Below are 18,474 nucleotides of genomic sequence, written 5' to 3' on the forward strand. Positions count from 1 at the left end.
AACAACGCCAGTTGAATTAAAGCTGCTAACTGGTGATGTGTTGACAGGAAAGGGTTTATGACAAGACCCACAGTGTAACTGTAATGCAGATGAAAACAGTCAGCAAAGCACTGTTTGGAAACAAGCGATCGCTTACATCAAGCCGAAAGTGAGTTAGTAGGCTACGGTGTACACACAAATCCCAAAAACCCAGCTTGATAAGCATTTCCTCGTTCCCAGTCTCCGACTGGGAATGCATTCATTGAGTCTCTGACTCAATATCTGACTAGAGGCAGAGCCTCTAATCAGGCATTCCTATGCAGAGCATAGGAACGAGATAAAACGAGATAAAACGAGATAAACGATAAAAAAATGGGAAATTGATCTTTTTTCGACTTGTGTGTACACCGTAGCCTTTTAGGAGAGAGAAATAGAAGTGAGGTTTTCCAGATACCGTGAAAAGTCAGATTGTGAGTTAATTTCCTATGTCTCTTGTTGTGAAAGTTAGCCTTATAACAATAGTGTATTTTTGTCAATATATTACTGCCGAAACTTACTAGAAATTTTCCAGCGATCGCCCTCCACTTTCTCTCGCAAAAATAAACAGCACTTTGAGAGTTTGTAAGAAGTCAATTTTTAAGCAACATTAGACAATTAGTTATCTAATATTAAATACTTGGACATAATTCTTATATTTATGTTTATTATTTAGTAGCTTGAATAAGTTTAAAAATTAGTAAAATCTTAGGGACTGGAAATTTTAAATAGTTCATTGTAGCGCTAACTTTATTTATCTGCCCATAATATAGCAATCCTATAGTAATACTTAAGTCTGTAGCCACATAAATTAGCTCGGCTCACTTTTATACAAATATGTTTAGCCCAATACTTTTTGGTAAAGAGGCAAAGGGAAAGAACAAACCTTTCACCCTTTCCCCAAACCAAATCCCTCTTTTGAAAATTTTTAACCGAGAAGTATTGTATTGATGTTTAGCCCTAGTAAATATAATTCGTGGCGGGTTTGAATCTCCTAATAATTGAGTCTGAATTTAGAAGCCAGAATTCAGACTCAATTATTACACATGTTTTAAATTCGCAATCACATATAAATACAAAAAAGTCCGCTTTCACGGACTTAAGTAAGGGCTTCTGTCACTTTTCTCGGCTACAATCATGTATGAATCATGATGTTTTTATTATTGATTATTAATCCCAAAGAAGCAAGCCCTTGAAGCTATTTTAATAGACTTAAATACTTGAATTATATCTTCATTTAATAAGTTTTAAAAATTTTCATGTGAAATTGTATCATCATATTTTTTATGATTTGTCTAGAGAAAAGAGGTTCAGACTAACATCAACTTACTAACTTATACAATTTTTTTTGGACAAAAGAGATATATATATGTCTTTTGAAACTTCAGTATTTACAAGATTTTTACATTAAAAAGGTAAAGGTGGTCAGGTATAACAGCCCCAGGAAGGAATTCCCAATCCTGGGGTTTTATTATGCGATCGCTTAAAGTGGATTTAAATTGGTATAGCGACGTGGCGTATAAACCCAGATACTACCATCGTTGCGCCTGATGGTTCGGGTTTTTGTGGAACCAACAAGAATAATTGTCCGCATATCAGCGATTTCTGGGGCTAACTGGTCAAGTGCGATCGCTTTTACTGTCTGTCCTGGTCTGCCGAGATTCCGTGCCAATACTACTGGTGTATCCGGTGTCCTATGTCGCAGCAAAATATTTCTCGCTTCAGCTAGTTGCCAGGTACGCTCTTTGGAAACAGGATTGTAGAAAGCAATGACGAAATCAGCCTCAGCAGCAGCGGCAATTCGTTGTTCGATCGCAGACCAAGGCTTCAAGATATCAGACAGGGAAATAGCACAAAAGTCATGTCCAAGGGGCGCACCGATGGCTGCTGCTGCTGCTTGCATAGCGGAAATACCTGGTGCCACATGAATGTCGATACTGTCCCATTCGGGTTTAGCATAGCGATCGCATACTTCAAAAACCGCTGTTGCCATTGCATAGATACCTGGGTCGCCAGATGAAACTACAGCTACATATCGCCCAGATGCGGCCAAATCAAGAGCCATCTTCGCCCGTGCTTCTTCTTCGCGGTTGTCGGACTCATGCCGTTGCTTACCATCAGCCAGAGAACCCACTAAATCTAAATAAGTTTTATAACCCACTAGATCAGTTGCCGACTTGAGTATCTCTTTCACTTCTGGAGACATCCATTGCGAACCACCGGGGCCCGTGCCAATAATTGCTAACCGTCCGCGTGCCTGACCAATGGTATTAGGGTCAATTGGTTGGGGGGCAATGGCGATCGCAATGTGGGAAGACAAGGGAGATAAGGGAGATGTGCCTGTGGCGGCGATCGCTGCGGCTTGGGCGGGGCTATAACCTTGTGAAAGTAGACTTTCTAGCTGATTTGAGGTGAAAAAGCGGGCAGGCACTTTGAAGGCGCTAGCTAGGGCATGGATTGTCGGATCGGCAGCGGCGGTGATGGGTGCAAATATCCCGGCGACTGATGTTCTTTCGAGTGCGGCATCAGCTAGTAGCTGCTGTACTAAAGCGACTGCATTATCTTTATAGCTAATAGTGTCACTAATTGCGATCGCGATCGTTGCTGGGTGGTAGACAAGACAGTTGGCTGTAGGAATCACCAAACGTTCCGTAACTTGGATGGTCAAATCTCCCTTTGGATCTATAGGCAGTTTACTATCGCTCAACCAAGGTGCTATTCCTTCTAGCTTGACTTGCGCCCCCGCTAGCAAATCTGAGATAAATTTCTTCGCATCGTCTGGGTTTGCTAAATGGTATCCAGGGGGAGGAGACAACAGGGTTGTGCCCAAACGTAAATCGCCTGTGGTGGTAATTGCAGCTTTGACATCAAGGGCTTTGGCAATGCAGCGTGCCAAATCGTTTACCCCACCAAGTCCGCCCAAGAGGGGAACAACAGCGCTACCATCTTCAGCCACAGCTAGCACTGGTGGTTCCTGTCGTTTATCGGAGAGTACAGGAGCTAGCGTCCTAATTAAAATACCGGCAGCACAAATGCCAATCAGCGGCCTTCCCTGGACAAATAAATCGCGCAACGTCTCGCCAAAATTCGTGAAGCTGACATCAACCCCAGATGTGCGACCCTCTAAACCGTATAACGTCGCTCCTGGTAGGACGCTGATTATTTTGCGTGCTACTGTGACGCTATTTTGACCTAGTACTACAATGGCGGGTGCAACATTCATCATCACTTAATTACAACTTATCTCGTAACTTAATAGATTAATTATGAACAAAACTTGGAAAAAGGCATGGTATGAATTTCGCTACATGATTTATGAGATAGATCATCGAGACAATTAAATCATCATATTTCAAAGCATTGGGGTTGGGAGCAAAAAATAAAATATTTCTGTCGCCACATCTAATTGAGGAATAAAATTTGCACAAAATGATGATTTAAAAATCGCTGGATTATGGTACTACGAATCAAACTTGTCATCAATTAACCCTCTACTAAGAAAATATTCTGTTTTCTTAGTAGAGGGTTAGGTTTTAAAATTTAACTAAGTTCACCAAAAAGTTTTGTGGTTTAATTTGAGATTAAAAATTTCCAAAGCTATTCAACTTTTTCATACCAGATACCTACTTTCTCAAAAGCACCATAAGCAAGCTTCAGAAAATTCATTATTCTCTGTCTCCCAATTATCCCAAATTCTTTATACTCTCTCGCCTCCGCGAACGTCAGTCGATTTTGGTCAATTATGTTTCTTTCTTTATATGCTAACTTCGGGAAATCTATGACTTTTATCTTATATTTATCTACTATTTTCTGAAAGTTTGAATCTGACTCTATATGCTCCCAGTCATCACACAGTCCTAAATTCCTCACCAGAATATGAGGGATTATCTCACCGTATGTATTCACTGACTGAGCAAACAGGTTGATGCTGTCGTATCCTCCTGTCGATACAAACCATTTGCAAAACATTACTCCCTGTGAACTCCCTAGTTCAATTAATTGATTAGAATCAATCCATCCTTGAACTGCTCTATGCGATTGTGCGGGTAAATTTACAATTACTGGCTTTTCTATCGCCCACTCAAATATTTTATCTGCCTTATCTGCTTGTCGTTCATTCTCACTAAACACAGCATATTTACATATATTCTTATACACTTCTGCTACATCTGGATTCGACCTATCTGTGTCCACTGGTACAAACGGGATTTTCTTATCCAGACAATACTGAATCATTGTCCTGGTAAAGAGAGATTTCCCTACCCCACCTTTTTCACCATCTACCAAATGAATCGTCGGCATTACAGCAACCTCTAAATACTTATCCACTTATAGGACTACCCGGTAAGCGTAAAACTCAGAGGCTTGGTTCCCTGAGATAGAAGCTACACGGAGGATTTTAATCCCCGTGATCTTCTCTAACTGTCATTCTTATTTTTACTTGCCATAATCTAACATTATATGGATATTATTTAGCCATACAGTCAGGGTAATGAACCTGTCTAAAAACCCGATTGCTGCCTAACCCGTAAGCTCTGTACCTTCTCCCACAGGGAGACGCTAACGCGTTGGCGCAGCCTAAGAAAAGAAGACAATAAAATCTATAGGGTTCTATTACTAGGTATTAACTAATACATTAAAACTGCCCTTATTGATGATGGTTGACAATACTTAAAGGCGATCGCATTTCCTAAAAAGAGGCGATCGCTTCTAAAATTAGGATTGGGACTCTAACCAAATCTCGAAAGAATTTCTTCCCCAATCCCCAATCCCCAATTCAATTAGCTTTACGCTCTTTCAGCACTTGATCTAGCAAGCTTCTAGCAGGTTGTGCTTTAGCCAACGCTACTTGATGGTCATTATAAGCACGAACAAGGCGAGAAAGACTGCTCACACCTGCCTTAAGTTGCTCAAGTTCCTCACCAGCAACCAGTTCACCATCAAGCATCCGCCCAATCAACGGTTTGATATCGCCCACTTCCTGCCGGACTTTTTGGAGTTTTTCTAGGGTACTCAGTAAAGTTTTTAGTGAGTTTAATATATCGTCAATATCCTGGACATCCTCCACTGGCTCAGACGAATCTTCTATTGTTACCGTATCTTTGTCTGAAACTGTAGGTAATTCCTCTACAGACGTTTCACTTGTAACCCCGTTTGCTCGTGCCATCAACGCTTCCTCAAGGAATTTCCCTCAGTGTATCGCTGATCTCAAGTTACCAAAGATAGTATTTTATAATTCGTTAAATAATTGTACGTAAAAACTTATCAAAGACTTATTCATCTGTGTCAGATGCGAAGTCATCATGCCATTTTATAGAATCATTTAACCGCTATATTCATAAAATGTTAGGACAACTACTGTTCTGGATTAAGAAAACGGCTAGAAATAATGAAGTCTAAACATTTTTATAGAATTTTTTCAAGATATGTTTCTAGATACATTTCGGAAAATCTCTGTCCGGCAAATTCCATCTTTAAAAAAGAAAACTATTTCATTAAAAAATACACAAGATAGCGTCTTGAATTCAGATATTCAAGCTGTAAAGAATTGTCGAGAATGGATTATCTCTCAAACCAAAAATACTTTTGACAATACAAGAGTACTAGGAGTAGTAGCTGCTGCTAATAAAGCCGACAGCTTTTTACCTTACACCATTCCCAAAATCATTCAACAAATTGCTGATATGGGAATGAAAGCAGATATGATTATTGGGCTGAATCATGGTTTTGAATGTCCAAAAGTAATTGAATATTTTAACTTATTGCCAAATGTCAAAATTACTCACTTATATACCGAACCCAAGCCAGAAAATAATATCTCAGCTAAGATATTTGACAATGTAAAATGCATAGGCGAACCTTATTTTTTAGATAATATTTCTCCTGAATCTTCTCAGCATAGAATATTTATTGTTCACCAGAAGGTTAGTTTACATTCATCAGGGAAGATCAGAGTTTTAGGTGATATTTATGGCTCATTACTGTTAAAGAGTATAGAAAAGGGATGGACGCCTCCTGAGTTTGTAGTAACTTTCGATGCTGAAACTCAGTTTTTACTGGAAACCAAATCTCAAGCAATGGAGTCAAATTTAGATACTAATAGCTTGATGCTAATAGTTAATGAGCTAAAAAAAAGTCCACAAATCGATATTTTAAGTACACGCAATAAATTTGTGGTTTATCAAAAATCTACGCTGGATAACATGGAAATTCTCTTACCTGATTATAGTCAAGAAGTACCTCCTATCCAGTTCTTTCTAAATGTTGTACATGGTAGATTTTCTGGTTATAAGTGGAACCCTGGAGGTGGTATTGTTGCTAGAACAGATGCAATAATTAGCTTGTTAGTGATAATTAGTGAAAGATATCCAGGAATACGAGTTGAAGATGTACATCTCAGCATATTAGCTCATCATGCTGGTTTTAGCTCTGATATATTATTGAAAGTTATCTCTATAAATAGATGTCCTAAGATAGGTGAGATGACTACGAATAGTTCCCTCAAAAGTGCTTGGATGGAGCAAATTTATAGATGGAATTCTGGCTGTAAAGGTTTAGAGTTATGTTACGGCAAACACAATATTAGTCCAATAGTAGATGATGGATTTCCTTGGTTTACCATCACAAAATCACTAGATTTTTTACGAGTATTAATAGGTCATAGGAAAATTAATTTATCCACTATTATTAAAAACGTGAATTTTCTGGCGATCGCTCTAATTACTTCCCGTCAAATAAGACGGAAAAGCTCTCATAACCCTGATGTCTTACAAGGCCCTACAGCCAAAGCTTTTTGGTAAAAATTAAGTGTTAGGGACTTTTGCAAGAGGTCTTTAGTGCCATTCCACGCTGATATAGCAGGAGGCAGGAGGCAGGAGGCAGGAGGCAGGAGGCAGAAGGCAGGAGGCAGGAGGCAGAAGGCAGGAGGCAGGAGGCAGGAGGTAAAAGTATTACNNCTATGTGGCTACGGCTATATCTTTATCTTTAAAACCAATTACCCACTAATACATAGGCAGCCCAGTAACCAGGGCGACTGTAATTAGGATACTTCGTTAATAGTTTTACTTGAGCGCGACGCAATGCTTCTGCTTTAGTCACTTTACTATTGACTAATTCATTGTAAAATTCACCAATTAAAATGGCAGTAGATTGATCATTGATATGCCACAGGGAAGCTACTGTACTACGTGCGCCTGCTTTGATAGCTGCGCCTGCCAAACCTAATGTAGCGCGGTTGTCACCTGTGGCAGTTTGACAAGCACTCAAAACTAATAATTCTAAAATTTGGCTACTAGTGTCACTCTGACTGCGGAGTAAGTTATCGAACTGTAAAACATTGATAGAACCATCATTGGCTAAAATGAAAGTATCTTCTGGGCGAGAACTAAATTGTCCGTGAGTTGCCAAATGTAAGACATTAAAAGGAACAGTATTTACATTTTTTTCTAGAGTGCTACTGGTAAAATCTTTATCTAATAATGTTTTGGTAGATGCTCCGGTTTGAGAAATCAGGTCGAACTCTAACTTGACTCCTGGTAAGGGTGAGAATTTTGGAAACTCCGCCGGGGGTTGCACTAAACCAGCAGCAAGTACTGTCAATGGTGTTTGAGCTAGAGGTCTGGGTGCTAATAGCTGAAGCCCTAAACTGAGAGCAACAGCATATTTTTCTACTAAATATTTCTCCCCATCGTAAAGAGCAGCTAAGGGTATATTTTTTAAGGCTCCATCTAGCACGAATACCAGAGTATTAACTTTACTTGTAGCTAAATCAGATTCAATAGGTTTAATTAACCAGTTATAGACTTCTTGGGAAAGGGTTTGTACTTCTTCCGTTCTATCTGGTTCTAAAATATATTCCCGCATTTCTGCCAAGGTACGCTCAACATCAACCTGAGATTTGTTAACTGTATAATGACGCAGTGGTTGCTGAGGAATTTTAACAATTACTTGTAGTTGTTCTGGCAGAATAATTGGATAAAGTATGGCAGTGTTGGGATTTTCTTTGTCTACTACTTGATCTAAAAGTACCTTTTGTCCTTCTAAACAAGCTTCTCGGAAAAAGTTATCTAGTTCTGCTAACTGTAACGCCTCTATACGTGTTCTAGCTTTATCTAATGTTTTAATGTCGGGTTTTTCTCCAGAATTTTGCAGCAACAAAACCACCGACTCACGATAAACTGGCTCTACATTATCTCGGAAATTAAACTGTATATCCTGATTGACTGCTACTAAGTCAGTACGCAGTGACTCTAATGTTTCTACAGTTGCATCATAAGCTGCGATCGCTCCGGTAAAATTACCTTGGGCTTTTAATAATCTGCCCATTTGCCATTGCCACAAATAAGTAATTTCCGGTGCGTTACTGGTTTGCGCCAATATCAAAGCTTGTTGTGTGAGGTTTATGGCCTCAGCAAATTGTTGGTTTTTTTCATACAAATTACCCAAATTCCCTAAAGCATAGGCTTCGGCTCGGATATCATCCAAACTCCGGGCTTGTTGTACAGCTGTAGCCAGAAGTTGAGCAATTTGGGATTTGGGAGTATTTAAAATAGACAAACTGTGAGCAAAGTTAATCTGGGCGTAAATCGATGGGCGTGAGGGTGGAAGTTGTGCAAGTAGAGATTGAATTTCTGGAATTAAGGTTTGTGTTGTTGTGAATTGTTTTTCCTCAATTAGTAAATTGAGATGATTAAGTTTTGCTTGAATTTTTATGAGGGGTGAAGGTGATGTATCAAATGTTTGTTGATAAAATGCGATCGCTTGAGGAATTTTTTGTTGATTCCGAGCATTATTACCTAAACTAAGCAGACTTGAAGCAATATTTTCTGGTAACTTTAAACTTTGATAAATTGCTAAACTTTGTTCTAAAGCCAGCCGAGATTTTTCTGATTCCCCTACATTTTCTAATGTATCACCAAGAGAAAGTAAAACTGCTGCCTTTGCTAAAGAATCACCTTGAGATGCTAAGGTTTGATTTACCTCTTCTAGTTTTTTAAGAGCTTGCTTATTAAAACCTCGATTTCTTAATGCTTGAGCTTGATAAAGTAGTGCCAAGGCAATACCGTTTTTATCTCCTAGCTTGGTGTAAATATCTTCAGTTTTTTCCCAAGTAGTCAGAGCTAATTCTGGCTTACCTGTCAAGAGTTGTAAGCGTCCTTGAATATCTAAACTTTGAGCTAAAACTGCTAAATTTTTATTAGTTTTACCTTGTGATTGAAAGCCTTGTAAATCTAAACTATTGGTAATAGCAATTTGAGCTTGTTGCCAATTACCAAGTTGTTGATAAGCCAGAGATAGATTACTCAAAGCCACGGATTGTTTTAAAGTATCTCCCTGCTGTTGATATGCTTGGACTGCTTGCTGTAAAACTTGCACCGCCTCAGCAAATCTACCAGTTTCATATAATGTTTGGCTTTTGAGAATTTGTGATTGTGAATCTTGATTAATTATTCTCGTTTGAGAAATGTTTGCGATCGCTGGACTCAGCACAACACATAAGAGTACAGTTAACACAAGCAGTAAACAAAAATTAATAATCTTCTTCACTTTTTTCTGTGTCTCCATGCCTCCGTCGTTAATTAAACCACGGAGTCACACAGAACAAGCCCCTTGCAACTAAAAACGTAAAATTTCGCGCTCATATTCTGCTGGTAAAGGTGTGACTTCCCAAACTAACCCTTCACCGGGTTCTAACATCACCTCCACATACAATTCTTCTACAGGCGTTGCTGCTATATCTTCATTATTAGGAAATGGCTGTAAGTCTTCCGTCAGCAGTCTGAGTTGAAACCCGACAGGAATCATATCTTCTGGGTTTGTATTGCGTAATTCAAAGCGCCAAATTTGTTCTTCTGGGTTGCTTTTAGGGAAAACTCGTAATTCATAAGTATTACCAGCTACTAAGATTTGTCGAGATAAACCGAGAATAGACCCTTGGTTTTCTAGACTCCTCATCCCTGAAGGTAAGGCTGTAAATTGTCGTCGTTCCCAGCCGAGTTGTTGAGCAAAATTTGATACACCTTCTTGCAGCCATTCCCCGATTGATGCTGGTTGGACAATTCCTTGGCGTAATTCATACAAGCGTTGTCGCCAACCGCCATGAGCGATTAATGCTCCCCAAAGGGAAAAGGGGATTTCTAAGCGGGGGAATTTGATATCTGCGTTACTTAATCTTTGGAGTAAATTGGCTGCTTGAGTTTGGGGTAAAGGTGGTAGGGGAGGAATCGACGCACGTCTGATTTCTTCCGGATACAATTGGCGAGTTACCCAAAGTACATTCAAGTCTGCAATTAAATGATCAGATTCTAAACTGTAAGTGCGATCGCTCTCATCATAAACCCCTAAAGTTTTTAATTGTTGATGAGTTGCATAGCCCAAAATTCTAATCCACTCCTCATCAGGATTTACTTGCACCGCTAAGTAATAATCCGCCACCCATTCTGGAATATCCACCCATTCTTGAGGTACACGCAACTCATCCACATCCATCGCTAAGGTAGGAAGTAAAACCAAACGAGAGTTATCAAAACTCATAGCTGTACCATTAACTACTTCCCAAAAACTCGGTAAGGCTGCTGTGTTGGGATGCACTCTAACATTCGGTGTAATTTCCTCTTGCAACCAAGCTAAAAATGTACTCAAACAGATTTGATTGAGCCAAGCACGCTGATAACCACCAGAGGTAGAGTAGTTATATTCTATATTTGGCAATGTCTGAATCATTTCTAGCACCAAATCATTATCAACAGCGAAAGCAAGGGAAGCATCAAACATAATCTCAAGAGTTTCTACTTTAAAGGTGGAGGTGGGGGTGGGTATAGTAATTGTTAAGCCATTCTTCTAGACTTTTACTAATGGCATCCAGTACGACGGGTGTAGGGGAGATATGCAAACTATCAATACTCCACTGCGATAGGGTAGTGAGTAATGAGCGTTTGATACTGGTAAGGCGGCGAGAGACTGTATATTGCTTCATTTCTAGCTGTTGGGCGATTTGTTGTTGAGTCAGCTTTTGCTGATAATAAGCTTGGATTAATTTTTGAGCCTGAATATCTAATGCTGCTAAAGCATCCATCAAAACTTGATTTAATTGGTCTTGTTGTGTTTGTCTAGTTGTGGATTCTTCTTCGGCGATAATTTCGGTAAGTAAGGATGCTGGTAAATCTGCGGGTAATATATCCAACAAATTACCTGATTCTTGTCCATTAATAGGAGCATCTACAGACACAAACTTGGGGTAAAGAAAGTCTCGTACCGCTTTAGCGCAGGTACTCAGCCATTTTTGCAAAGTTTCTGAAGTCAGTTGGCTCAAGGTTTGTCTATTGTAAAGCTGAGTAATAGCTTGCCATGTGATGGTATTAGGTTTTCCCAACTGACGAATAGTTTTGCTGTCACTGGTGTAGAGTTCCTTAAAACATTCCCAAGCTAAGACGTAATTATTGATAACTTGACTATTAAGACCAGCATTTTCTAAGGAATTTACCAACCGCTTCCGGCTAATTTTATGCAGTAACGCCCAATCTGTGCATATATCTGCTTCCTTTCTGAGACGTAATGAATCTTTGAGGAAACGTTCAAAAGCATATTCTGCATAGGTTTTTAAATTTGTACTGTATTCAGGATTAAAATTTTTGAGAATTTTATAAACACAGGGAATCGCAATCTGAAAACAATCAGCAATAGAAAATTGACTGATAAAGTTTACGGCTATTTTTCTAGCAGCCCAGTAGCATACCTCTTGCAAATAAGCCGAAATGTGCCCCACTGCTAGAGGGCTAGATTCTATTTGCCAGATTTTGTACCAGTAAAGCACCCAAAAACTCTCAGATGTCTGTTGCGGGTATTGTTCTAAGCATTTTTTGATACTTCGCTGTAGTTTGCTATCTGTTGCCCAAACATTGAACCTATCTGCATCAAACTGCACAAAGGTCGAGAAGATTTCAATAATGCCCTGTCGAGGTTGCATAAAAACTTTGTGAGTATAAAAAATTTAAAGTTTACAAATTGCTAACTAATTGTAATACATAGCGTTCCAGGCATTTTCCAGATTTTGTAAAAAATTTTCCCACTAGGTTGCATAAACATTCAAAGCCATCGTAGAGAGGTACAGAGCAACCAAAGCACAGTTAAATTTCTGAAAGCCAAGGTTTGTTTCTGAAAAACATCACTTAAATCAAGGAAAAACACAAGATGGATAATCTTAACGAAAACAAATTCTTGCAAGAATTAACCCCTGAAGAATTAGAAAATGTTAAAGGTGGATTTCAGGCACTTCCAAATGATGTTCTGAAAAAATTCACCATTCTATTCCCTCCCACAATCGGTATTGTCTGGCCTCCGACTATCGGTATTGTCGCTCCGGACTTCAAGAAATTTAGTAAATAAATAGTCTGATTAAAACTAATACGGTTCGGTTCAGGTTGATAATTGACATTATTCTCAAAACTAGAATGTAATTATCAAGCTTTGATAATTCTAAAAATTGATATTTTGGGTTAACCGAACCGTATTGTAATTAAAACTATTGAACATATTTATGATGCTGAACTTTCGGAGTTAAACCAGGTTTTGTTTCTTTTTAAGTTATTGGAGTAGCGTGAGATGACACTAAATACAAATCCTATTTTACAAATTCATCCAACTAGGCGGTGTAATTTACGCTGTCTCCACTGTTATTCGGCTTCTAGTCCTAACGAAAAAGATCAACTCGATGTTGCACTTCTTCGACAGGCAATCACCGATGCCAGCATGGAAGGATATAAAACCGTCAGTTTTTCTGGGGGTGAACCTATTCTCTATCAACCTTTGTTAGAGCTACTCAACCATGCTCATCAGTGCAAAATGAACACAGCCATTGCTTCTAATGGAATGCTCATAAACGAGCAAACAATTGAAAAGTTTAAGGGTGTGCTTGATATTCTAGCTATTAGTTTAGATGGGATGCCTGACTTTCATAATCAAATGAGAGGAAATAAACAGGCTTTCGAGATGATGAATGGAAGACTAGAAGGAATCCGTCAATCTGGCATTCCTTTTGGGTTTATTTTCACTATCAGCCATGAAAACTTTCGTCATTTAGACTGGGTAGCTAATTTTGCCTTAGAACAAGGAGCTTCGTTATTACAGATTCATCCTTTAGAAGCGGTAGGACGTGCCAAACAAAATTTAGCTGGAATGATACCAAGTGCAAGCATCTCAGCCTATGTTTATTTAGAAGTCATGAAGCTTCGCAAAAAGTTAGGCGATCAACTTTATGTTCAAATTGATTTAGTTCACCAAGAAGCCTTGCGTTTAAATCCCAGCAGCTTTTTTGTGGATAGTATATCCAAGAATCAAGATGATTTTTCCCTAGCAGAAATTGTTTCGCCACTGATTATTGAAGCAGATGGGATGCTCATTCCTGTTCAACATGGATTTGCCAGAAAATACGCTTTAGGAAATTTGAAGGAAGCATCATTAACTGAACTTGCTCATCAATGGTATCGAGAAAAATCAGATGATTTTATAAAACTGTGCCAGCAAGTTTACGAAAAAGAGACAATTCCTACTGAATTTCCGGTGATTAACTGGCATGAAGCAATGGTGCGCCATGCAGAAAAATTTGACATCCCTGTTCTTGCTTCATAGAAACGAACACAAAGTCAAAAATACATCTTTCAACCAACACTAAATTAGGAGAAAATCATGTCTAAGTATGATGTCATTAACGCTGAAAGGTTTGCGATTGAAGAACTAAGCCCTGAAAAACAACAATATATTCAAGGTGGTGGAAAGATTAAGTTTGCTGTCAAAGCTATTGGAGCAATCACTGCTGCTGGAATAGGTGCTGCTATAGCAGGTTACAAGGCAGTTCAAGCAGCATTGGATTAATAACTCATAGCTAATTCTAATTGATTAGTAGTTCTAATTAGCTAACTATCGAATTAGTTCTATAATTACCCAGAAAATAAATCTAGTTCAACTCAGAAAAACAAGGAAAATAATCATGTCTAACTACAACGTAATGGCTTCAGATAATTTTGCAATCGAAGAACTAACTTTAGTAGAGCAGGAAATGATTCAAGGCGGAGGAATTGTTGGGGGAATTATCAAAGGTGCTAAATGGGCTTGGAAGAACAAAACAACAATTGCTTTAGCCGCTTACGAAGTATATGATGCAGTTGTTGGCGACTAGAATATTTCCTAGCGAAAAACTGTAAATCAAGTTATACCAATTCTGTATGAAGATGCGCCTTATGAACCCCTCTTGGTAAGGCAGTGTATACACAAGTTACCCCCCTTAATCCCCCCTTGGAAAGGCTACGGTGTACACACAAGTCGAAAAAAGCTTGATTTTCCATTCTTCTCTCGTTTATCTCGTTTTTATCTCGTTCCCATGTCTACATGGGAATGCTCCTGGTNNGACTCAATGAATGCATTTCCAGTCGGAGACTGGGAACGAGGAAAGTCTTATCAAGCTAGGTTTTTAGGACTTGTGTGTACACCGTAGCCTTGGAAAGGGGGGAAATAAATCCAGTTCCCTCCCCTTTGCAAGGGGAGGGTTAGGGTGGGGTAAAAACCAGATTCGTAAACTACTCCAGACTTGTGTTTACACCGCAGCTTCATAAATAAACGGTATTAGTTTTAGTTACTCCATTAAGCCCAGGCTCTTAACTGGGCTTTATTTCCTCCTCTCTGATAGATAAAATGAGTTATCAAATTGTTAAACAACATAGTGAGGAAGACTGTGGTGCTGCCAGTCTAGCAACGATTAGCAAATATTACGGCAAAACCTTCACCATTAATCGTATTAGAGAAACTGTAGGAACCGGACAACAAGGAACCACATTACTAGGTTTGAAGCGAGGGGCTGAAGCCCTTGGTTTCAATACACGGGCAGTAAAAGTAACTCTAGAAGCCATTAATAAAAAAGCCATTTCTCTCCCAGCAATCATCCACTGGAAAGGTTATCATTGGGTAGTTTTATATGGCAAACAGGGCAATAAATATGTTGTTGCTGATCCTGGTTCAGGTATTCGTTATCTGGAAAAAAAGTGGTTTTTAGAAGCATGGACAAACGGGGTAATGCTCATCCTAGAACCAGATCCAGTCCGCTTTTTTACTCAGGAAGATGAACAAGAGAAAATTGGTGGTTTTGGAGGCTTTCTGCGGCGTGTTTGGCCTTATCGTGCCATTCTTGCTCAAACTTTATTACTCAACTCGGTTTTAGGTTTACTTTCCCTCGCCTCTCCCTTCCTGTTACAAATTCTCACCGATGACGTGCTAGTTCGTGGAGACACCCAACTTCTGACTAGTGTTGCCATTGCCGTCATCGTCATGCACCTAGTTAGCAGTAGCCTGCGACTAGCACAATCAAATCTCGTCGCTCACTTTGCACAACGTCTACAACTAGGACTAATTTTTGAATTCGGACGACAAATTCTCCGCTTACCTTTAAGTTACTATGAATCCCGTCGCAGTGGCGAAATTGTCAGTCGCTTAGAAGATATTCAACAAATTAACCAGTTAATTTCTCAAGCTGTTGTGAATCTGCCCAGCCAGTTGTTTATCGCTTTAGTTTCCTTAAGCTTGATGCTGTTTTATAGTATAAAACTCACAGTATTAGCTGGTGCGATCGCTCTTTTAATGACTCTCTCTACAGTAATTTTCTTACCCACCCTCCAGCAAAAAATTCGCGGTGTTTTGGTCTTGTCAGCCGAAAATCAAGGTGTTTTGGTGGAAACTTTCAAAGGTGCTATCACCCTAAAAACTACTGCTGCCGCTCCGCAATTCTGGGAAGAATTTCAGAGTCGATTTAGTCGCCTTGCTAACCTTACCTTCCGTACTATTCAAATTGGTATTGTCAACGGCATCTTCTCAAACTTAGTATCCAGCATCGGTAGTATTGCTTTGCTCTGGTTTGGCAGCACTCTAGTGATTAGTCAGGAATTATCTATTGGGATGCTTCTGGCATTTAATAGCATGAATGGCAACTTTACTAGCTTTATTGAAACCACTATTAACTTTGTGGATGAATTCACTCGTGCCAAAACTGCTACCCAACGCCTCACCGAAGTTATTGATGCTACCCCAGAAAGTTTAGATAATAGCCAAAAGCCTTGGGCAAAAATTCAGAGCAACGCAGATATCACTTGTACTAACCTCAACTTCCATCATCCGGGCAGAGTTGAACTGTTGCAAGATTTTTCTCTAACTATTCCTGGTGGCCAAGTGATTGCCCTAATCGGCAAATCTGGCTGCGGTAAAAGCACTCTGGCTAAATTGATTGCAGGTTTATATCAGCTTCAGTCAGGCAATATTCGCTTTGGTATTTATAACCTAGAAGACCTTTCTCTAGATTGCTTCCGCCAACAAGTGGTTTTAGTTCCTCAAGACGCGCACTTTTGGAGTCGGTCGATTATGGAAAACTTCCATTTAGGTTCGCCTCACATTACCTTTGAGCAGATTGTGCAAGCTTGCCAAATTGCTGGGGCTGATGAGTTTATTAGCAACCTTCCTGACAAATATCAAACGGTCTTAGGAGAATTTGGTGCTAATCTTTCTGGTGGACAACGGCAGAGATTAGCTATTGCGAGAGCGATTGTTAATAACCCGCCAGTGCTGATTTTAGATGAATCTACCGGCGCTCTCGACCCAGTTAGTGAAGCCCAAGTTTTAACCCAGTTGCTCACTCACCGCCAAGGCCAAACCACTATTTTAATCAGCCACCGTCCCAAAGTCATCCAGCAAGCTGATTGGATTGTCATGCTGGAAAAAGGACAACTGAAAATTCAAGGTTCTCCAGAAGTTCTGTGTCATCAACCTGGCGAGCATTTAGACTTTATCGACGGTGTTGATTTATCGAAAGTCAATGGTTTCGCTAAAAATCTTGCCAACTTTCATCTGAATGGAAGTTCTGCAACTAGCATTCGCTAATCTTTACCAAAAAAACTGTCATGCTTAACCAGATTAACGCAGACTCTCTGCCCCCAGTTGAAAGCAATGAATTTCTCCCGCCGATTGGTAATTGGGCGAGATTAGGCAGTTTGGTACTCGTCGCTGGTGTTGGGGGAGCGATCGCACTATCTTCTCTGATCGAATATAAAGTAACCGTTAAAGGACAGGCTAGTGTCCGCCCTACGGGAGAATTACGGCTCGTACAAGCAGCTACGGAAGGTCAGGTAACAAACGTCTTTTTTAAAGAAAATCAAGCAGTGAAAAAGGGAGACGTGCTGGCTACTATCGATGATTCCCGTCTGCAAACTCAAAAAAGCCAACTGCAAAGCAACATCCAGCAGACGCAACTGCAACTATTGCAAATCGATGCTCAAGTTCAAGCTTTGAATCGTCAAATTAAAGCGGAAACCGAGCGGAAAAACCGTGTGGTGACTTCGGCTCAAGCTTCACTCAATCGCGCCCAACGCAATTATCGAGATCAGCAAATTACTGCCAAAGCGGAAGTAGAAGAAGCCGAAGCGAACTTAAAAAGAGCGCAAAATGAATGGTATCAAGCACAAGTGGATTTGCGTTCATCTCATGCTAACCTCCAGTCAACAGAGGCGGCGATGAGCGCCGCTCAAGCCAAACGCGATCGCTATCAAAAGGTGGTTCAAGCGGGAGCTTTATCTCTGAATCAATTAGAAGAAGTGCAGTTAGATGTCGTCCAACAGAAACAAGCGGTTGAGGTGCGACGGGCTAATGTTGAAGCGCAACAGCAAATTATTGCCCAGCAAGAACAAACTGTAGCAGCAGTGCGGGCAAAATTACAACACGCTCAAGCTGCTCTCAATCCCAGTAATGCTGAAGTTGCGATCGCTAAAGAGACTATTGCCCAAGAAAGTGCTAGCGGTCAAGCCACTCTCGCCATCCTCAATCGAGAATGGGAAGCTTTGTTCCAACAAAGGATTCAAATGAAAAATCAGATCCAGCGCGACACCAGGGAACTACAACAAGTAGAAAGCGATCTTAGCCAAACTAAGATTCTAGTCACCGAAGACGGGATTCTCTCTCAACTAAATCTCCGAAACTCCGGTCAATCAGTGCGTCTGGGTGAGGAAATTGCTCAAATTGTCCCTAGCAATGCTCCCTTAGTAATTAAAGCCGCCGTCTCCCCTGATGATGTTAGTAAGTTGGCAAAAGGTCAAAAAGTACAAATGCGGGTTTCTGCCTGTCCCTATCCCGACTACGGTACTCTTAAAGGTATTGTCAGTCAAATTTCTGAAGATACGATCAAATCTCAAGGCAATGTGTCCACAGTCGCCAATGCTTCTATTTCTATGCAGGGTGGCGCGAGTTCTTTCTACGAAGTGACGATCCTTCCAGAAAGCTTGTTCTTAGGTAAGAGCAACCATCAGTGTACTATTCAACCGGGAATGCAGGGAAGGGCTGATATTATTTCCCGTGAAGAGACAGTCCTGAAATTCTTGCTCAGGAAAGCGAGGTTAATTGCAGACTGGTAACACAATTAATTTACGTATATTT

14 protein-coding genes are annotated in these 18,474 nt (G+C 40.0%); 7 read left to right on the plus strand and 7 right to left on the minus strand.

Annotated elements, in window-relative coordinates; translation table 11 throughout:
* Window positions 1-55 precede the first annotated feature (55 nt).
* From A4S05_RS44195 to A4S05_RS10280, 4 genes are all read right to left on the minus strand, one after another.
* Complete coding sequence (locus A4S05_RS44195; protein WP_176726965.1) at window positions 56-205, minus strand: hypothetical protein; 150 nt, start codon at window positions 203-205, stop codon at window positions 56-58.
* Window positions 206-1,498: 1,293 nt separating this feature from the next.
* Entirely contained in the window at window positions 1,499-3,241 is a 1,743-nt protein-coding gene (gene cobJ, locus A4S05_RS10270) for a precorrin-3B C(17)-methyltransferase (RefSeq protein ID WP_176726966.1), read from the minus strand.
* A gap of 371 nt (window positions 3,242-3,612) precedes the next feature.
* Complete coding sequence (locus A4S05_RS10275) at window positions 3,613-4,344, minus strand: P-loop NTPase family protein (protein WP_256090915.1); 732 nt, start codon at window positions 4,342-4,344, stop codon at window positions 3,613-3,615.
* A 448-nt stretch (window positions 4,345-4,792) separates the two neighbouring features.
* Window positions 4,793-5,182, minus strand: a complete 390-nt coding sequence (locus A4S05_RS10280) for a hypothetical protein (RefSeq protein ID WP_069069734.1) — start codon at window positions 5,180-5,182, stop codon at window positions 4,793-4,795.
* A 259-nt stretch (window positions 5,183-5,441) separates the two neighbouring features.
* Here A4S05_RS10280 and A4S05_RS10285 point away from each other — a divergent pair, with 259 nt between their 5' ends.
* Complete coding sequence (locus A4S05_RS10285; protein WP_069069735.1) at window positions 5,442-6,815, plus strand: hypothetical protein; 1,374 nt, start codon at window positions 5,442-5,444, stop codon at window positions 6,813-6,815.
* A 184-nt stretch (window positions 6,816-6,999) separates the two neighbouring features.
* Here the strand turns inward: A4S05_RS10285 and A4S05_RS10290 are convergent, their stop codons facing one another.
* The 3 genes from A4S05_RS10290 to A4S05_RS10300 are packed head-to-tail and all read right to left on the minus strand — an operon-like array spanning window position 7,000 to window position 11,980.
* Window positions 7,000-9,579 (minus strand): CHAT domain-containing protein, encoded by a 2,580-nt coding sequence (locus tag A4S05_RS10290; protein ID WP_069069736.1) that lies wholly within the window; start codon window positions 9,577-9,579, stop codon window positions 7,000-7,002.
* A 51-nt stretch (window positions 9,580-9,630) separates the two neighbouring features.
* Entirely contained in the window at window positions 9,631-10,788 is a 1,158-nt protein-coding gene (locus A4S05_RS10295) for a DUF1822 family protein (RefSeq protein WP_069069737.1), read from the minus strand.
* Between the two features lie 19 nt (window positions 10,789-10,807).
* Window positions 10,808-11,980, minus strand: coding sequence for a sigma-70 family RNA polymerase sigma factor (locus A4S05_RS10300; RefSeq protein ID WP_069069738.1), 1,173 nt, complete (start codon window positions 11,978-11,980; stop codon window positions 10,808-10,810).
* 224 nt (window positions 11,981-12,204) lie between these two features.
* On the opposite strand from A4S05_RS10300, the gene A4S05_RS10305 reads away from it, so the two are divergent.
* The 6 genes from A4S05_RS10305 (at window position 12,205) to A4S05_RS10330 (ending at window position 18,452) form a co-directional block, all read left to right on the plus strand.
* On the plus strand, window positions 12,205-12,399 hold the full coding sequence (locus A4S05_RS10305; RefSeq protein ID WP_069069739.1) for a hypothetical protein: 195 nt from the start codon (window positions 12,205-12,207) through the stop codon (window positions 12,397-12,399).
* Window positions 12,400-12,615: 216 nt separating this feature from the next.
* A complete protein-coding gene (locus tag A4S05_RS10310) occupies window positions 12,616-13,641 on the plus strand; it encodes a radical SAM protein (protein ID WP_069069740.1) in 1,026 nt (341 codons plus the stop codon).
* A gap of 57 nt (window positions 13,642-13,698) precedes the next feature.
* Complete coding sequence (locus tag A4S05_RS10315) at window positions 13,699-13,884, plus strand: hypothetical protein (RefSeq protein WP_069069741.1); 186 nt, start codon at window positions 13,699-13,701, stop codon at window positions 13,882-13,884.
* A 115-nt stretch (window positions 13,885-13,999) separates the two neighbouring features.
* On the plus strand, window positions 14,000-14,188 hold the full coding sequence (locus A4S05_RS10320) for a hypothetical protein (RefSeq protein WP_069069742.1): 189 nt from the start codon (window positions 14,000-14,002) through the stop codon (window positions 14,186-14,188).
* A 512-nt stretch (window positions 14,189-14,700) separates the two neighbouring features.
* Window positions 14,701-16,929 carry a peptidase domain-containing ABC transporter gene (locus A4S05_RS10325; RefSeq protein ID WP_069069743.1) on the plus strand — a complete coding sequence of 743 codons (2,229 nt, stop codon included), beginning with the start codon at window positions 14,701-14,703 and terminating at the stop codon, window positions 16,927-16,929.
* Between the two features lie 20 nt (window positions 16,930-16,949).
* A complete protein-coding gene (locus A4S05_RS10330; protein WP_069069744.1) occupies window positions 16,950-18,452 on the plus strand; it encodes a beta-barrel domain-containing protein in 1,503 nt (500 codons plus the stop codon).
* The last annotated feature ends 22 nt before the right edge of the window (window positions 18,453-18,474 follow it).

The organism is Nostoc sp. KVJ20 (genome assembly GCF_001712795.1).
Taxonomy (GTDB): Bacteria; Cyanobacteriota; Cyanobacteriia; order Cyanobacteriales; family Nostocaceae; genus Nostoc.

What these genes read in the sequence shown, in the direction of transcription:
- A4S05_RS44195 (WP_176726965.1), bottom strand. Translation starts at nt 205, where the DNA reads ATGCTTATCAAGCTGGGTTTTTGGGATTTGTGTGTACACCGTAGCCTA.
- cobJ (WP_176726966.1), bottom strand. Translation starts at nt 3,241, where the DNA reads ATGATGAATGTTGCACCCGCCATTGTAGTACTAGGTCAAAATAGCGTC.
- A4S05_RS10280 (WP_069069734.1), bottom strand. Translation starts at nt 5,182, where the DNA reads ATGGCACGAGCAAACGGGGTTACAAGTGAAACGTCTGTAGAGGAATTA.
- A4S05_RS10285 (WP_069069735.1), top strand. Translation starts at nt 5,442, where the DNA reads ATGTTTCTAGATACATTTCGGAAAATCTCTGTCCGGCAAATTCCATCT.
- A4S05_RS10290 (WP_069069736.1), bottom strand. Translation starts at nt 9,579, where the DNA reads ATGGAGACACAGAAAAAAGTGAAGAAGATTATTAATTTTTGTTTACTG.
- A4S05_RS10295 (WP_069069737.1), bottom strand. Translation starts at nt 10,788, where the DNA reads ATGTTTGATGCTTCCCTTGCTTTCGCTGTTGATAATGATTTGGTGCTA.
- A4S05_RS10300 (WP_069069738.1), bottom strand. Translation starts at nt 11,980, where the DNA reads ATGCAACCTCGACAGGGCATTATTGAAATCTTCTCGACCTTTGTGCAG.
- A4S05_RS10305 (WP_069069739.1), top strand. Translation starts at nt 12,205, where the DNA reads ATGGATAATCTTAACGAAAACAAATTCTTGCAAGAATTAACCCCTGAA.
- A4S05_RS10310 (WP_069069740.1), top strand. Translation starts at nt 12,616, where the DNA reads ATGACACTAAATACAAATCCTATTTTACAAATTCATCCAACTAGGCGG.
- A4S05_RS10315 (WP_069069741.1), top strand. Translation starts at nt 13,699, where the DNA reads ATGTCTAAGTATGATGTCATTAACGCTGAAAGGTTTGCGATTGAAGAA.
- A4S05_RS10320 (WP_069069742.1), top strand. Translation starts at nt 14,000, where the DNA reads ATGTCTAACTACAACGTAATGGCTTCAGATAATTTTGCAATCGAAGAA.
- A4S05_RS10325 (WP_069069743.1), top strand. Translation starts at nt 14,701, where the DNA reads ATGAGTTATCAAATTGTTAAACAACATAGTGAGGAAGACTGTGGTGCT.
- A4S05_RS10330 (WP_069069744.1), top strand. Translation starts at nt 16,950, where the DNA reads ATGCTTAACCAGATTAACGCAGACTCTCTGCCCCCAGTTGAAAGCAAT.